This is a genomic window from Caulobacter sp. AVps18 (assembly GCF_058681425.1).
Window position 1 is genome coordinate 181,793 of record NZ_CM178737.1, and the last position, 14,742, is coordinate 196,534.

Sequence of the window (14,742 nt, forward strand, 5' to 3'; positions counted from 1 at the left end):
GACGACGATGGCGCGACACAGGGATCCATGGACAGGCATCGCCTGGAACATGTGGGCTATGGGCGTCGAAGCCTCATCGGTGATCGGCCTGCGCACGCTGAAGATCGCTGCTGGCGGCGCGGCGGCTGATGCTGAAATCCGCCTGATGGTCAGCGAAAAGGTCGCCGCCAGTTTTGCCCTCCCCATGATGGCCATGACGGGCCAGTTGGGGACCAGCGGCACGGCGGTGGCGGCGCGCTCGATCAATCACCTGCGCAAAAAAGTCCGCGCCAATCGTCGCCGGCTGTCGAAGGGCTGAGGGTCAGCCGCCCGTAAGCTCACGACCTGATCAGTTCGGGCATGAAATAGAGCCCCTCACCCCGGACCCGTTCCCGGGGCCCAGGGATCAGCGGCACGGGTCGGTACAGTCCGGCTCCGCACCTGCGGCTGACAGATGGGTCCCGGGCACAGGGCCCGGGATGACGATTGAAAGGGCCGGTCCCGGGCTCGATAGCGCCAGCGCTGCGGCTCACCCCCGGCCGCGATAGGGCGCGACGCCCTGGTCCGGCACCCACAGGCCTTCCGGCGCTGGGCCGGTCTGCCAGAAGACATCGATCGGAATGCCGCCGCGCGGATACCAGTAGCCGCCGATGCGCAGCCAGCGGGGCTCTGCGATCTCGACGATCTTGCGGGCCACCTTGACCGTGCAGTCCTCGTGGAACGAGCCGTGGTTGCGGAAGCTGCCCAGATAGAGCTTCAGCGACTTGCTCTCGATCAGCCAGTCGCCCGGCGCATAGTCGATGACCAGATGCGCGAAATCGGGCTGACCGGTAACCGGACACAGCGAGGTGAATTCGGGGGATACGAAGCGCGCCAGGTACAGCACGTCCGATTGCGGGTTGGGCACGCGCTCCAGAATGGCCTTGTCGGGGCTGTCGGGCGCCTCGACCATCTGGCCGAGCTGGGTGACGTTGAGGTCTGTCATCGCCGGGATTTAGGCCTGTCTCCGCCACGAGACAAGCGCTTCGGCTAGCGCTACAACCGTCCAAACGCGTGTTCGAACGCGGGAGGAACGGCATGAGTGGGCGGGATTTCGACGGCTTTACAGTGGTGGTCACCGGCGGTTCCACCGGCCTTGGCCGCGCCATCGCGGCTGAAACCGCCTCGCGCGGCGCGGCCCTGGTGGTGATCAACTATGCCCGCAGCGCCGAAGAAGCCGAGGAAACCGCGCGTCTCGTCGAGGCCCAGGGGGCCAGAGCGATCACCGTGCAGGGCGACGTCTCGGTCGACGAAGACTGCCGCCGGATCGCCGCAGCCGCCGCGTCAACCGGGCGGATCGACGCCCTGTTCAACAATGCCGGCATGACCAAGTTCGCCCCCAACCACGCCGACCTTGACGCCGTGAACGCCGAAGACTTCCTCAAGCTCTATTCGGTCAATGTGGTCGGGGCCTTCCAGATGGTGCGGGCCGCGCGATCCCTGCTGGAAGCCGCGCCCCAGCCGGGCGCGGTCGTCAATACCAGCTCGATCGCCGGCGTGGTGGGCAACGGCTCGTCGGTGCCCTATGCGGCGTCGAAAGGCGCCATGACCACCATGACCCTGTCGCTGGCTCGCGCCCTGGCCCCGCTGATCCGCGTCAACGCCATCTGCCCGGGCTTCATCGACACACCCTGGTTCGGCAAGGCAATGGACGCCGACCGGGTCGACAGGCTGCGGGCCGGCGCTGCGTCGGCCACCCCGCTGAAGGTCGCATCCACAGCCGAGGACGTCGCGGGCGCGGCGGTCTTCCTGGCCTCGCCGGCCTCGCGCCACGTCACCGGTGAGACACTGCTGGTCGATGCAGGCCTGCACCTGAGCGGTGCCAGCATGTCGATGCGCTGAAGACACGGCTAAAGCGAAACAAGTGTTCATCAGGCACTGTGGCCAAACACGGTGAATCTGAAGCAAATTCGTCACACTTCGCCCAAACTTTAGCCGAAGAACGCCGTTCGTGCTGGCGCTTTGCCTGCCTTGATTGCAACTACAGGCACGTCAGCGGCTAATCGCCGGGGACGCCAATGCGCTTGCAGGCGCAAGTTGGCCTCGGGGCTTGCTCCGAGGGCGACACAGACAAGGGGATAAAAACTAATGAAATTCGCGAAGATTGCTCTCGCCGCCGCCGCCGCCACCGTCGCCCTGAGCGGCGCCGCCATGGCCGAAGAGCTGAAGCTGTCGTACAATGTCGGCATCGCCAGCGACTATGTGTTCCGTGGCGTCAGCCAGACCCAAGAAGACCCGCAAATCTTCGGCGGCGTGGATGCCTCGTACGGCATCGGCTACGCTGGCGTTTGGGCCTCGAACGTCGACTTCGGCACCGATGATCCGTCGGCCGAAATCGACCTGTACGCCGGCGTGAAGCCCGCCATCGGCGACACCAACCTCGACCTGGGCGTGGTCTATTACGGCTATATCGACGACAAGGGCGCTACGCCCGGCCAGTACAGCTACATCGAACTGAAGGCAGCCGCCTCGCGCGCTGTCGGCAAGGGCACCGTCGGCGTCGCCGCCTATTACTCGCCCGAGTTCCCGTTCGAGACCGGCAAGGCCTTTTACTACGAAGTGAACGCCTCGTTCCCGGTCATGGAAAAGCTGTCTGTCGGTGGCGCCCTGGGTCACCAGGAAATCGACAAGGCCGGCGACTACAACACCTGGAACATCGGCGCCACCTACGCGCTGACCGACAAGCTGGCCGCTGACCTGCGTTACTCGGACACCGACGAGCATGGCTACGGCGCCATCTACGGCGAACGCATCGCGATCAGCCTGAAGGCCGCGTTCTAAGAACGCCTGACGTTTTTGACGTTGGAACGAGCCGCCCCGGGAAACCGGGGCGGCTTTTTCTTGGCCGGTCGGTCGGCGGTTCAGTCCGTGGCGTCGACCATGCCCACCGGCGCGATCGGCGGGCGCATGAACAGTACCGCCACCCAGACCACGGCGATCACGACGGCAAACATCTGGAAGGTCGGCGAAAAACTGCCCAGGCGGTCGCGCATGGCCCCGCCGATGAACGGACCCGCCGCTGACACCGCCCCGACCAGGCAGGTCAGGGAAAAGAGCTCCAGATTGCTGCGCCGGCCATAGTAGTTGAGCAGCAACATGGTCACGGCCAGCACCGTCAGGCCAAACCCAACCCCTGTGCCGATGGCGTAAAGCAGCATCAGCGGCGCGCTGCTGGCTCCCGCCAGCGCCAGAAGACCGGCCACCAGCATGGCCTGGGCCAGCACCAGCAGCCACTTGGGATCGACCCGGTCGCCCAGAAAGCCCCCGCCCAGCCGGGCCAGGGTCTGCATCAGCGCTTCCAGACTCAACATCTTGGCCGCCAGGGCGCCCGCCGCGACAGCCGCCACGCCGGCGGCGACGCCGATCTCGGTCAGGTGGGCAACCGACAGGCTGGCTACCGTCACCCCGGCCAGCAGGTGGGTGAAATAGGCCGCGACCAGGATGTAAAACTGCGGCGTGCGCACCGCCGCCGCTACGGTCCATTCGCGGGCGGTGCGATAGACACGCGGATGGGCTGGGGCGGCGCGGGCCGCCTGCTCCACCTCGGCATCCACGGCGTGGGCGGCTGCAGCCAGCCAGCGCGAACCGCCGACCATGGCCGCGCAGACCCCGCCGATCAGCGCCGCCAGTCCCGCCTGAATCTGCCAGTAAAGCCGCCAGTCGCCGTCCGTCACGCCCAGGACCCACAGGGCCATCAGCGGTCCAGCCGCCCCGCCCAGCGATCCGAAGGTAAAATAGATCCCGAACGGCAAGGCTCTCTGGCGATAGAGGGCGGACAACACGTGGGTGCCGGGGATCAGGGCCGCCATCTGGAAGCCGACCCCGCACAGGGCCGCGCCGACATAGTAGCGGGCGATGCTGTCGGCACCGGCAAAGCCCAGCAGCCCCAGCGCCAGAACGCCGGCCCCGACCAGCAGGGTGGCCCGCACGCCGATACGGCGGATCAGGATGGCCGGCAGCCAGGACGACGCGCCCGTAAAGACGCCCAGCACCGAAAAGCCCAGAAACGCCTTCTCGAAACTCCAGTTCAGCTCGCCGATCATCACCGGCAGCACCACCCCCAGCGAGCCATAGGTCGAGGCGGTGATCAGGAACAGCAGCAGACTGAAGGCCGCCAGCAGGCTGATGCGGCGCAGATCAAGGCTCATCAAAACGTCCGCTTAAGGGTCACGCGCCATTCGCGGCCCTTGCCGGGCAGCGCGCCCAGATTGGCATAGGTGTCGGCGTCGGGGGTGAAATAGAATTCGTCCAGCAGGTTCTCGACGTTCAGCATCGCCGTATAGGGCCCGCGCGTCACATAGGCCGAGCCATTGACCACCGCATAGGCAGGGTAGCGCACCGCGTTCTGCACCGTGCCGGCGGTGCGGCTGACATGACTGACGCCCAGGGTCGCTCCCGCCTGCCCCCAGTCCCGCGCCTTTGCGGTATAGGCACCGTACAGGCTGACCACCGATTTGGGGATCAGGGTGTAGGCATAGGCCCCGCCCCGCCCCGGAAGGCCGGCAAAGCTCCACACCACATAGGAACCGCCATAGGCGCTCGGCCCCGCCACGCCCGCCGTATAGGCCGGGATATACTGGAACGAGGCATCGGGGCCCTTGATCGTGGTGCGCTGGCTGTTGCCGGTGAAGGTGAAGCTGAGTTGCTCGGACGCCAGCCAGCGCAGCTCAAGCTCAACCCCCTTGGCGCGCGTGCCCTGCACGGTGGGCGGCGAGGTGTTGGTCAGCTGGGTGCGGTTCTGACGATAGGCCGCCAGCGAGCCCACCAGGGTCCCGTCCAGAAGTTGGAACTTGACCCCCGTCTCGGCCAGGTCCGAGCCCGACAGCCACGAGCCGTCGGCCACCAGCGAGGGTGCGATGTCCCCCGCCTGGCTCATCTCGAGCGCCGAGGCCTTGGCGTAGCTGACATAGGGCATCAGGCCAAACGGCGCCTGGTAGGTGAGACTGGCGTTCCAGGTCGCCTTGTTGCGCTCGTCGGTCTGCTTGCCGGCGACCGTAAAGGTGAGGAAGCCGGTATCCTGGCTCTCGACCTCATAGTGGTCATAGCGGCCGCCGATGATCAGGTTCCAGCGCCCCGCCTCGATGTCAGACGTGAAGAACAGGCCTGACTGGTTCCAGTCGGAGCGGTTATCGTTCTCCCAGCGCAGTCCGATGCCCCCGGCCTCGTCGGTGAACGGGCTGTCGATGGTGTCGCTGGGTGTGGCGCCAAAGGCGATATCCCGGCGGTCCAGGGCGATCAGCCCGCTGTTGAAACTCTCGCGCCGCCGCCCCTCGAACCGGCGGTGCGAGCCGCCCAGCAGGGTCGTGGCCCTGACCGCGCCCACCGTCACCGGCAGGGCCAGGGTGATCCGCGCCTCCGACACCTGCGCGTCCACCGCCGAGGGGTAGCCGTAGGAGACGAAGCGTTCATTGTCCTGCCGGTCGTGGAACAGCTGCAGCTTCAGCGTCCGATCACCGCCCAGGTCTTTGGCCAGATCGAAATAGAGCGTGCCGGTGGTGGTCTTCGAGACGTCGGCCGGGCTGATATAGACCGTGCGGCGGTCCAGCCGCGTGGTGCCGACGCCCACATCCAGGGTGTGGGCCGCATCGCTGGCCGGGAAGCCGAAAAAGGGAATGTAGAGCGCGCTGGCATAGGGATAGAAACCCACCTCGTTGGGCGTCAGTCGGCCATTGCCGTCTGCATCGACCAGGCTGGTGTCGCGGCCGGTGATATAGGTCCGGTTGTCGATCAGGTCCTGGGTCAGGCGGTTCCAGCCGGCGGTCTGCACATCGCCGTCGGAGTGATAGGCCATGCCGCCGAAAGCGGTCGTCCAGCCTCCGCCCAGGTCGAAATCGGCCGACAGCTCCAGCGTCTGACGGCGCGGATAGATGCCCTTGTAATAGCTGTGACTGTCCTCGGCCTCGCCATAGGCATAGACGCCGCCTTCAGCCACGCCCAGGCTGACCGGGGCACCAAACTGGGCGGTGAGCTGCTTCTTGTTATAGCTGCCGAAGGTGGCCGTGATCTCGCCTTCCGGCTGCGCCAGGAACCGCCCCTCGTCGCGGGCTGACTTGGGGATGAAGTTGACCAGTCCCCCGACCTTGCCCGCGCCATAGACCGGGGTCGGCGGCCCGCGCAGCACCTCGATCCGCGCCGCTCCACCGATCGGGGTGGAATAGGTTCCCCGGTTCTCGACCCGCTTGAAGCCCCGGAAATAGTTCTCGGCCAGGGTGCCGCGGATGTTGAGCGAACCGGGCACGCCATAGAAGCTGGCGGTGTGGGTCCCGGGCGAGACGGCGGTGACGCCGTCCAGGGTCTGGATCCCGAAGCGCTCCAGCGTCACGTCGCTGACCAGGCTGGCCGAGCGCGGCGTCTCGATCAGAGGCCTGGCGATCCCGAACACCGTGTCCGAGGGCTGCTTTTCCAGCAGGCCGGCCTTGTCGCGCGCCAGCACCAGTACGGTGTCCACCTGGTCCTGTGCACGGGCACCGCCCGCCGCGATGAGGCTCAGAAGACTGGCGGACAGAAGCGCGCGGCGAAATGACATGGCTGGGAACCCCGATCTCGTCAGGCAACAGGGAGGATCCGGACGACGCCCGCGCACCTTTCGGGACTGACGTCGCGTTCGTCAAAATGACTTCTGACATTTCAGTGAGTATTTTGAATGGGCTGTGACCTGAAAGTCTCACCCCTTGAAATGTATGGGAATTGATCCGCGCCCTCTGGGGGAGCCTACGGCAAACCCTTATGCCGCGCCGACGCTGGGCCGTTGGACGGCTTCAGGTGTCACGCTCAGCACCCGCATCATGGCGGCGCGCGAGCCTTCGACGTCGCCGGTGGCGATCACCCGGGCCACCTCACGATGCTGTTCTATATCGGCCATCAGCTCACCCTCAGTCGCGCCGCCGAACGAGAACACCCAGAACCGGGCGGCCTTGTGTTGCAGGGGAATGAGGATGCGGGCCAGGGCCAGGTTCTGACTGGCGCGGGCCACGGCGGCGTGGAAGCGCTGGTCCATGGCCACCAGAGCCGGCAGGTCGCGCTCGCGGGCCGCCGTTTCGCCATCGGCGAAGGCGTCGAGAATGGCTTTCGCCTCGGCCTTGCTGGCGTGACGTGCGGCCAGGCCGGCGCAATGCGGCTCGATCAGGGCTCGGGCCTCATAGCCCTGGCGCAGTTCCACCAGATCCAGCGGGGCTACCAGGGTGCCTGACCGGGCTCGGCGGATGACCAGGCCTTCCAGCGCCAGTCGGCCAAGGGCGTCACGCACACCCGCCAGGCCGGCGTCATAGCGCGCCGCCAGCGACTGCTCATCAAGCCGCGCGCCGGGCGCCAGCTCGCCCAGGATCAGGTCCAGCAGGATCCGCTCATAGACCTTGGCCTTTTGCAGATCCGGCGACCAGTCTTCCAGCCCCGACGACGAACAGACGTCGAGCACGAGCATCCGCGACCGGGCGTCAGGAGAGGATGGCACCGGCGAGACTCCGTTCAGGTTGCACGCCTGATACCTAAGCTGAAATGTTAGAGCGCGCCAGCGTCCCGCACCCTTAAGGCACCCAATCCGCGTCTAGAACGCGGGCACCACCGCGCCGTCGTACTTCTGCTTCATGAAGGCCGCGACCTCCGGCGAGGTCAGGGCTGCGGCCAGCTTTTTCACGCGCGGGTCGTCCTTGTTGTCAGGACGGCCGACCAGATAGTTCACATAGGGGCTCTTGCTGTCCTCGATCAGCAGGGCGTCCTTGCCGGGGTGCAGCTTGGCATCGAGAGCGTAGTTGGTGTTGATGATTGCCAGATCCACCTGGTTCAGCACGCGCGGCAGGGTGGCCCCCTCAAGTTCCTTGAACTTCAGGCCCTTGGGATTGGCGGCAATGTCCTTGAGGCTGGACAGCGGATTGGCGGGATCCTTCAGGGTGATGACGCCGTTGCGCGACAGCAGCAGCAGGGCCCGGCCCTCGGTGCTGGCGTCGTTGGGGATCGCCACGGTGGCGCCCTGCGGCAGTTCGCCGATGGTCTTGAATCTGGCCGAATAGGCACCGATCGGCTCGATATGCACGCCGATGATGGGAATCAGGTTGGTGCCCTTGTCGCGGTTGAAGGTCTCCAGATAGGGCAGCGTCTCGAAATAGCTGACGTCGATCTTCTTCTCGGCCACGGTGACATTGGGCTGGACGTAGTCGTTGAAGACCTTGATCTCGATCTTCAGGCCCTGGGCCGCCAGCTTGGGCTTGATGAACTCCAGCACCTCGGCATGCGGAATGGCCGTAGCGGCGACGGTCAGGGTGTCGCTGGCGCTGGTCGAAGCGGCGGGCTTCTGGCCACATCCAGCCAAGGTCATGGCGGCCAGCGTCATGGCGGCGAGGCTGAGGGCGACGAAAGCGCGGCGGGCGACCATGAACGGCTCCACAAGACGATAAACGGAGTAGGGTTTTGCCCGTTTTCGCCCGCCTGATGAAATCAGATTTCCTGATCAGGTTGGGAGACTCTTGAAGCCTCCCAACCCGCAGGCGCGATCAGCCCAGCGCCGCCTTGTTGGCTTGCAGGAAGTCTCGCACTGAACCCGGTGCCCGGCCGGTGAGCGCCTCGACCGTCGGCGCGACCATCGCATGCTGGCCAAATGAGGTGGCGACATCGAAATCCACCAGCATGTCGGCCACGAAGCCCGGCAGCCCCGCAGCGCCCAGTCCGCCCCGCAGTTGCTCGGCGCTGAGGCCGACATGCGCCACAGGACGGCCCGAGATCTCGGCCAGCAGGGCGGCAAGCTGGTCCTGGGTCAGCGTTTCGGGTCCCGTCACGTCCAGGATCTGTCGGCCGGTCGCATGGAGCAGCGCGGCGGCGTCCGCGCGGGCGCAGTCTTCGCGCGTCACATAAGAGCGTCCGAGTCCGCCCGTGGCGCTGTACAGCTGGCCCTGGGCCACAGCCTGGCCCGCGCCCATCAGGATCGTCTCGGCGTAAAGGCTATGGCGCAGGATGGTCCAGCTGAGGCCTGAGGCGATAATCGCCTGCTCGGTCCAGAAATGGTCGTCCAGCACGCCGCCGTCAGGCTGGGGAACAGGATAGGGCGCGGAGGTGTAGGCAATATGCTGGACGCCGGCGGCGACCGCGGCGCTCACGGCCGCGCGATGCTGGGCGAGGCGATGTCCCGGCACGCCCAGGGCGTCGGTGCTGATCAGCAGCAGGCGATCCACGCCCGCGAAGGCGGCTTCCAGGGTCGAGGGATCGTCGAAATCGGCCCGGCGCGTCTCAGCGCCGAGTGCGGCCAGATCCGCCAGCTTGGAGGGATCGCGCGAGACCGCCACCACATCGGCGCCGGCCTGCAGCAGAAGCTCGACGACACGACGCCCCAGCTGGCCGCCGGCGCCGGTCACGAGAAGCTTGGGAAAGGAAGTGCTCATCTTGAAATTCCTGGTCTCGAAATGAGACCTGGGCTATATATGTAAGTGCCAACGCCTCGTGAAGGAGGCACTTTTGTGGAACCAGGTATGCAAAAGGGAACCACCTGATGAGCGCTCAAAAGCTGCTCCAAAACCTGCAGCAATGGCAGGGCCAGGCCATCCCCCCCGGTGCCTGCCCGGTTCGCGACGTCATCGACCACCTGGGCGACAAGTGGAGCACCCTGCTGATCATCGTCCTGGCGGAAGGTCCGCAACGCTTCAACGCGATCAAGCGCGCCGTGCCCGACATCAGCCAGCGGATGTTGACCCAGACCCTGCGCGATCTGCAGCGCGACGGCCTGATCACCCGTCGGGTGTTTCCAACCCTGCCGCCCAGCGTCGAGTACCGCCTGTCGGACATGGGCGAGAGCCTGCTGGAGCCACTGGCGGCCCTGATCGGCTGGGCCGAGACGCATCATCCTGCCATCCGCCTGGCGCGGACGGCCTATGACCACCAGGCCAAGACCTGAGCAGGCTTGACCCGCCGGCCGAACAGGCGGCCTGAGTGGGGATGGCCAAGGAAACCGTCTATATCGTGCAAGCCTATGTCGCCGGGCGCGGCAAGGCCTTGAAGGCCGAGCAGCAGATCGGCTGCAAGGACGCCGCCGAGGCTCGCCGCAAGGCCGAGCGCCTGGCCCCGCTGCGCGAAGGCGTGGTGGCCTTCGCGGCCAGCGCCGACGTCGAGCTGGGCGACTATGACGAAAACCCCGACATCCTGTTCAAGGCCGGCCGGCTGCCGTTTCCGTTCGATCAGGCCTGATCGAGGTCCTCGTCATTGGCGGGCTCGTCCGGCGCGCCGTGGATGGTCCAGTTGACCACGAAATCGGGACGGTCCCCCGCCAGGCTGGTCACACCCGGGTCGGCGGCCAGGATGGCCGAGGTCTGGGGCGGCAGGGCATAGGTGTCGCCGTCATGCTCACCCAGCAGGTCCAGCAGGATGCCGTCATGGGCGTCGGCCTCGATAACCCCGCCGAAGAACTGCTGCTGTTCCAGCACCTCGCCGTCGTCATCCACAAAGGTCAGGCCCACCAGCAAGGTCTTGCCGATCAGGGTCTGGGCGAAGGCTTCGTCCCAATGCTCGGGCGGCGGGGCGATCAGGATGGGAATGTCGTCGGTCATGGCCGCTTCCTAACCGTTCAGCGCTGCGCTGCAAGCCCGGCGGCGAGCCGCTCGGCCAGAGGATGGGGTGACAGCGCCCGCTCACCCAGGCGCGACACCGGCCGCAGACCGATCAGGCTATTGGTCAGGAAGACCGCATCGGCCGTCTCCAGCACCGCCGGGTCGGCGACGATCTCGGCGCTCGCCACGCCCAGATCGCGGGCCGCAGCCAGCACCCGGGCCCGCGTGATCCCGGCCAGAACACCGCAGTCCAGCGAGGGGGTGAACAGGGTCTGCCCCGCGATCCAGAACAGATTGGCGGCGCCGGCGCAGGCGATGTGGCCGGCATTGTTGAGCATCACCGCCTCGTCCGCCCCCGCCGCCTGCGCCTCGCGCCGGGCCAGCACATTGTCGAGATAGGACAGGGTCTTGAGCCGCGCGGCCGGCGAGCCTTCATTGCGGCGCGTGTTGGCGACCATCAGGGCCGCGGGCGTCTGGACCCACGGCGAAAGGGCCGCCGTCGCCACCAAGCGCGGAACAGGCTCGGTCGGCCGGTCCAGACCCCGTCCGCCCGAACCGGCGGTCAGGGTCAGGCGCACGGCAGCCCGGCCCGTCGCGGGCGGGGCAGGCAGGCACAGGGCGCGCGCAGCCTCGCGATCCAGCGGCGGCAGACCCAGCACGAGGCATCCCGCAGCCAGGCGGTCCAGATGCGCGTCGATCAGGGGGATGACGCCGTCCTGCGCCAGCATCGTCTCGAACAGGCCATCGCCCAGCAACAGGCCGCGATCATCCAGCGGCATCATGCGGCGGGCTCGGTCAGGGCGCGCTTGAGGGCGGCGATCTTGGTCTCGGTCTCCAGCCGTTCGGCGTGGGGATCGCTGTCGGCGACAATGCCCGCCCCGGCCCGCGCCTCCAGCCGCCAGCCCTCAGCGTCCTGCTCAAGGGCCACGGTGCGGATCAGGACGCTGGAGTCGAGGCTGCCGTCAAAACCCGCCCAGAACAGCGAGCCGCAATAGGGACCGCGTGGCGGCTCCAGCCCGGCGATGACCTTCATGGCCTGAACCTTGGGCGCGCCGGTGATCGAGCCCGGCGGAAAGGCCGCCCGCAGCAGGTCGGCCACGCCCTGCCCCTGCGCCAGCCGCGCCGTCACGGTCGAGACCAGGTGGTGCACATTGACGAAGGTCTCGACGCGAAACAGCGACGGCACCCTGACGCTGCCCGGCGGACTGACGCGCGCCAGATCGTTGCGCATCAGGTCGACGATCATCAGGTTCTCGGCCTTGTCCTTGGCGCTGGCCGTCAGTTCGGCGATCTGGCCGGCGTCTTCGGCGGGGGTCTCGCCTCGACGCCGCGTGCCCTTGATCGGCTTGGTCTCGATGGCCCCGTCCTCGCCCGACACCTTCAGAAACCGCTCGGGCGAGTTGGAGACCAGGGCCCGGTCCTCCAGCCGCCAATAGGCCGAGAACGGGGCCGGGCTCTGGCCACGCAGACGGCTGAACAGGTCGAAGGGATCGGCGCCGTCCGTCAGTCGCCCGGTCCAGGCGCGGGCGATATTGGCCTGAAAAATCTCGCCGCCCAGAATCCGTCCGACTACATCGGCGACCGCCGCCTCATAGGCCGGGCCATCGCTGGCGCAGAGGGTTTCGCAGAGCGGTCCGTCCAGCGGCGGCCGGTCGGCGGCACGCGCATCGAGCCAGGCCAGGGCCTCGCGGGCGCGGCCTTGCGCCTGGGCGTCGGTGTCGCCGCGCCCGACCGCCACCACCCGCCGCTCGCCATGATCAAAGGCCAGCAAAGCGGGATAGCGTGCGCAGGTCAGGTCGGGCCAAAGGGTTCGACCAAGGCCCAGGTGCTCGACCCGGTCGCCCAGTTCGTAGGTCCCCAGACCGACGACACCTCCCTGAAACGGAGGTCCGTCGGGATCAGCGGCGCAGCGCGGCCCAAGCAGGTCGGCCAGCGTCTCGAACGGATCACGCGGGTCTTCCGGCGCCAGGGTCAGCACCGCATCGGGCGCGCGCAGCAGATACGACCACCGCTCGCCCCCGCCCGACAACAGGGCGCAGGCAAAGGCCTCGTCCCGGAAGGGCTGCAACGCCCAGACCGGCTCGCGCCAGGGGGCGGAAAGAAAGGCGACGCGACGCATGGCGGGTTGATACCCCCCTGCGAGCCTCCCGGCTATGCCTCCCGCTCGCCGTCTTCGAGGGAGGGGTTGCTCAGACCCGTTCGAAGGCCATCGTCCAGTTGGTTTCCCAACTGGCCCCGCCATCGGGCGAGAAGGCCTGTTCCCAGCGACAATGATCCACATCATCGACGAACCAGCGGAAGCGCACACGGATCGGTCGGCCGTCCAGCGTATCGTCGCCGAAGAATTCGCCGACGCCTTCGGTAAACTGGCCGATCATCGGCGCATCAACCGCAGCCATGCGGGCGTCGATCCAGTGGATGGTCCAGACGGCGCGGCCTGGATCGAAAAGGCGCAGGGTGACGGCTTGATAGGTCCCGGACGGCAGGTTCAACACGTTTTCATCCATGTTGCCCAGACCTGCGAGGATCTTGCGTGTCTCGGTAGTTCCGTCGAAGTCTTGCCAGTCGCTCGACCCCACCAGCCGCGCAACCAGGCGATGATGCGACACCCGCCAGCGGCCGATGAAGAAATCGAAATCCCCCCGGCCGTCGGCGACGGGAGTGGCTGTGAACGGCTTGCTGGACATGGGGGCTCCCTTTGACGAGGAGGTTCTAGACCAAGCGATTGTCGGGATATGTCAGCAGCATCACCCTTAGCTCTCCCGTTCTCCACCCTTCACCAGGAACAGGCCCAGCAGGCCCAACAGCAGCAGGGCCACGATGGGCAGGAAGCCGGCGACCTGGCTCTGGAAGATCTTGGTGGCCAGGGCGACCAGCAGCGAGCCCAGCCACACCGTTGCCGTCCCCGACAGGGCGAACAGGCCAAAGAAAGCGGCCATGCGATCGGGCGGGGCCAGGCGCACCAGCAGGGTGCGGCTTGAGGCGTACTGCGCCGTCACAAAAACGGCGATCAGCAGGCCCATCGACAGGTAGATCAGCTCGGGTGCGGTACGAAACAGTGGCCCGTCCCAGACCGGCGGGTGGGCCGCCGGATCATAGGACCAGAAGAAAAGAATGCGGTCGCGGCCCATGCCCAGGGTGGCGATCAGCAAGGTCAGGGCGCCGAAGATCTCGATCTGCACGGCGCGGCGCGGGCCGACCCTGCGGTCCAGCCAAGGGGCCAGGAAACCGCCCAGCACCCCGAAGATCGACAGCGAAATGCCATAGGCCAGCATTTCCAGCTCGCCCCACCCCATTAGCCCCGCTGCAAAGAGGCCGCCGAACACCAGCAGGGCGGTCATGCCGTCGCAATAGAGCATCCGCGCGCCCAGGAAGGTGGCGACGTCCTTGTGGCCCTTCAGGTTGCTGAAGGTGTCGGCCAGCAGCCTGAAGCCCTGGCGAAGGCTGGCGACCATCGACAGGCCGGTACGCGGCGCATCGCGGGTCCACAGGAAGAACGGGATGGCCCCCAGCCCCATGAACAGGGCCGCAAGGGGCCCCGACAGGCGGCTGGGTTCGTGATGCTCGGCGCTCATGCCAAACAACGGGGCGAGCGGCACACCGGGCCAACTGACTGCGCCGGGCAGGACGAAGCCCCACAGCATGAAGATCAGCAGCACCACCGACAGGAAATTGGCCAGGGCATAGCCCAGCCCCGACAGCAGCGGCTCCTGCCCGGGCCCCGAAGCGCGCGACAGCAGCGAATTGTTGAGCACGTCACCCCAGTTATAGGCCACGCCCAGAACGGTCAGGGCCAGGGCGACCACGGCCACCGGCAGGCCGCCCGCCGGCGTCGCCCACCACAGGGCCAGCAGCACCGGCAGCATGATCGCCAGGATCCCGGCCAGGAACGGCTTGCGCGGCCCATACTGCTCGATGGACGCCCCCAGGAACGGTGCCGTCAGGGCGGTGATCAGGCCAAAGGTCGTGGCGATATCGGCGACGGCCGCCTGGCCCTTGACCGGATCGCCGATCAGCACCCGCGAGTAATAGGGGGCGAAGATGTAGATGGTGATCAGGATCACATAGGGGTCGCGCGAGCCCTGGTGCAGAATCCAGCTGAGCGCACTCTTCGACAGGCCCGGCTTGCCGTCCTGCGACGACGCCGCCCCAACGCCCGTGAACTCGCTCATGCCCTACCCCGGCTGGACGCCCTCTG

At 67.0% G+C, this 14,742-nt stretch carries 16 protein-coding genes; 5 read left to right on the plus strand and 11 right to left on the minus strand.

Going from position 1 to position 14,742, the window contains the following annotated elements:
• The first annotated feature begins 7 nt into the window (after positions 1-7).
• Entirely contained in the window at positions 8-298 is a 291-nt protein-coding gene (locus tag ACW179_RS00795; protein WP_492061971.1) for a hypothetical protein, read from the plus strand.
• Positions 299-508: 210 nt separating this feature from the next.
• Here the strand turns inward: ACW179_RS00795 and queF are convergent, their stop codons facing one another.
• The gene (gene queF / locus ACW179_RS00800; protein ID WP_492061973.1) at positions 509-964 is read right to left on the minus strand and encodes a preQ(1) synthase; all 456 of its coding nucleotides are present in this window, start codon (positions 962-964) and stop codon (positions 509-511) included.
• Between the two features lie 92 nt (positions 965-1,056).
• On the opposite strand from queF, the gene ACW179_RS00805 reads away from it, so the two are divergent.
• On the plus strand, positions 1,057-1,860 hold the full coding sequence (locus ACW179_RS00805; RefSeq protein WP_492061976.1) for an SDR family NAD(P)-dependent oxidoreductase: 804 nt from the start codon (positions 1,057-1,059) through the stop codon (positions 1,858-1,860).
• A 246-nt stretch (positions 1,861-2,106) separates the two neighbouring features.
• Positions 2,107-2,799, plus strand: coding sequence for a TorF family putative porin (locus tag ACW179_RS00810; protein WP_492061978.1), 693 nt, complete (start codon positions 2,107-2,109; stop codon positions 2,797-2,799).
• Between the two features lie 80 nt (positions 2,800-2,879).
• On the opposite strand, the gene ACW179_RS00815 is transcribed toward ACW179_RS00810, so the two are convergent.
• From ACW179_RS00815 to ACW179_RS00835, 5 genes are all read right to left on the minus strand, one after another.
• Entirely contained in the window at positions 2,880-4,166 is a 1,287-nt protein-coding gene (locus ACW179_RS00815) for an MFS transporter (protein WP_492061980.1), read from the minus strand.
• Positions 4,166-6,544, minus strand: coding sequence for a TonB-dependent siderophore receptor (locus ACW179_RS00820; protein ID WP_492061982.1), 2,379 nt, complete (start codon positions 6,542-6,544; stop codon positions 4,166-4,168). Before ACW179_RS00820 ends, ACW179_RS00815 begins: the two co-directional genes overlap by 1 nt.
• Positions 6,545-6,742: 198 nt before the next feature.
• Complete coding sequence (locus tag ACW179_RS00825) at positions 6,743-7,438, minus strand: GntR family transcriptional regulator (RefSeq protein WP_492064232.1); 696 nt, start codon at positions 7,436-7,438, stop codon at positions 6,743-6,745.
• A gap of 123 nt (positions 7,439-7,561) precedes the next feature.
• Positions 7,562-8,386 carry a MetQ/NlpA family ABC transporter substrate-binding protein gene (locus ACW179_RS00830; RefSeq protein ID WP_492061984.1) on the minus strand — a complete coding sequence of 275 codons (825 nt, stop codon included), beginning with the start codon at positions 8,384-8,386 and terminating at the stop codon, positions 7,562-7,564.
• A gap of 118 nt (positions 8,387-8,504) precedes the next feature.
• Complete coding sequence (locus ACW179_RS00835) at positions 8,505-9,386, minus strand: NAD(P)H-binding protein (protein WP_492061986.1); 882 nt, start codon at positions 9,384-9,386, stop codon at positions 8,505-8,507.
• 107 nt (positions 9,387-9,493) lie between these two features.
• Between ACW179_RS00835 and ACW179_RS00840 the strand changes: the two genes are divergently transcribed.
• On the plus strand, positions 9,494-9,895 hold the full coding sequence (locus ACW179_RS00840; protein WP_492061988.1) for a winged helix-turn-helix transcriptional regulator: 402 nt from the start codon (positions 9,494-9,496) through the stop codon (positions 9,893-9,895).
• A 41-nt stretch (positions 9,896-9,936) separates the two neighbouring features.
• Complete coding sequence (locus tag ACW179_RS00845) at positions 9,937-10,185, plus strand: hypothetical protein (RefSeq protein ID WP_492061990.1); 249 nt, start codon at positions 9,937-9,939, stop codon at positions 10,183-10,185.
• Here ACW179_RS00845 and ACW179_RS00850 read toward each other — a convergent pair.
• The 5 genes from ACW179_RS00850 to ACW179_RS00870 form a co-directional block, all read right to left on the minus strand.
• A complete protein-coding gene (locus ACW179_RS00850; protein WP_492061992.1) occupies positions 10,176-10,544 on the minus strand; it encodes a hypothetical protein in 369 nt (122 codons plus the stop codon). The genes ACW179_RS00845 and ACW179_RS00850 overlap by 10 nt on opposite strands.
• Positions 10,545-10,561: 17 nt before the next feature.
• The gene (locus tag ACW179_RS00855) at positions 10,562-11,326 is read right to left on the minus strand and encodes an aminotransferase class IV (protein WP_492061994.1); all 765 of its coding nucleotides are present in this window, start codon (positions 11,324-11,326) and stop codon (positions 10,562-10,564) included.
• The gene (gene pabB, locus ACW179_RS00860; protein WP_492061996.1) at positions 11,323-12,663 is read right to left on the minus strand and encodes an aminodeoxychorismate synthase, component I; all 1,341 of its coding nucleotides are present in this window, start codon (positions 12,661-12,663) and stop codon (positions 11,323-11,325) included. The genes ACW179_RS00855 and pabB overlap by 4 nt, the downstream gene beginning before the upstream one ends.
• Before the next feature lie 70 nt (positions 12,664-12,733).
• The gene (locus ACW179_RS00865; RefSeq protein ID WP_492061998.1) at positions 12,734-13,231 is read right to left on the minus strand and encodes a DUF1579 domain-containing protein; all 498 of its coding nucleotides are present in this window, start codon (positions 13,229-13,231) and stop codon (positions 12,734-12,736) included.
• Positions 13,232-13,297: 66 nt separating this feature from the next.
• Positions 13,298-14,716 (minus strand): MFS transporter, encoded by a 1,419-nt coding sequence (locus ACW179_RS00870; protein ID WP_492062000.1) that lies wholly within the window; start codon positions 14,714-14,716, stop codon positions 13,298-13,300.
• Between the last annotated feature and the right edge of the window lie 26 nt (positions 14,717-14,742).

Coding starts and splice junctions, on each gene's coding strand:
- ACW179_RS00820 (WP_492061982.1), bottom strand. CDS start 6,544: ATGTCATTTCGCCGCGCGCTTCTGTCCGCCAGTCTTCTGAGCCTCATC.
- ACW179_RS00855 (WP_492061994.1), bottom strand. CDS start 11,326: ATGATGCCGCTGGATGATCGCGGCCTGTTGCTGGGCGATGGCCTGTTC.
- ACW179_RS00870 (WP_492062000.1), bottom strand. CDS start 14,716: ATGAGCGAGTTCACGGGCGTTGGGGCGGCGTCGTCGCAGGACGGCAAG.
- ACW179_RS00795 (WP_492061971.1), top strand. CDS start 8: ATGGCGCGACACAGGGATCCATGGACAGGCATCGCCTGGAACATGTGG.
- ACW179_RS00830 (WP_492061984.1), bottom strand. CDS start 8,386: ATGGTCGCCCGCCGCGCTTTCGTCGCCCTCAGCCTCGCCGCCATGACG.
- pabB (WP_492061996.1), bottom strand. CDS start 12,663: ATGCGTCGCGTCGCCTTTCTTTCCGCCCCCTGGCGCGAGCCGGTCTGG.
- ACW179_RS00810 (WP_492061978.1), top strand. CDS start 2,107: ATGAAATTCGCGAAGATTGCTCTCGCCGCCGCCGCCGCCACCGTCGCC.
- queF (WP_492061973.1), bottom strand. CDS start 964: ATGACAGACCTCAACGTCACCCAGCTCGGCCAGATGGTCGAGGCGCCC.
- ACW179_RS00825 (WP_492064232.1), bottom strand. CDS start 7,438: ATGCTCGTGCTCGACGTCTGTTCGTCGTCGGGGCTGGAAGACTGGTCG.
- ACW179_RS00805 (WP_492061976.1), top strand. CDS start 1,057: ATGAGTGGGCGGGATTTCGACGGCTTTACAGTGGTGGTCACCGGCGGT.
- ACW179_RS00850 (WP_492061992.1), bottom strand. CDS start 10,544: ATGACCGACGACATTCCCATCCTGATCGCCCCGCCGCCCGAGCATTGG.
- ACW179_RS00840 (WP_492061988.1), top strand. CDS start 9,494: ATGAGCGCTCAAAAGCTGCTCCAAAACCTGCAGCAATGGCAGGGCCAG.
- ACW179_RS00865 (WP_492061998.1), bottom strand. CDS start 13,231: ATGTCCAGCAAGCCGTTCACAGCCACTCCCGTCGCCGACGGCCGGGGG.
- ACW179_RS00815 (WP_492061980.1), bottom strand. CDS start 4,166: ATGAGCCTTGATCTGCGCCGCATCAGCCTGCTGGCGGCCTTCAGTCTG.
- ACW179_RS00845 (WP_492061990.1), top strand. CDS start 9,937: ATGGCCAAGGAAACCGTCTATATCGTGCAAGCCTATGTCGCCGGGCGC.
- ACW179_RS00835 (WP_492061986.1), bottom strand. CDS start 9,386: ATGAGCACTTCCTTTCCCAAGCTTCTCGTGACCGGCGCCGGCGGCCAG.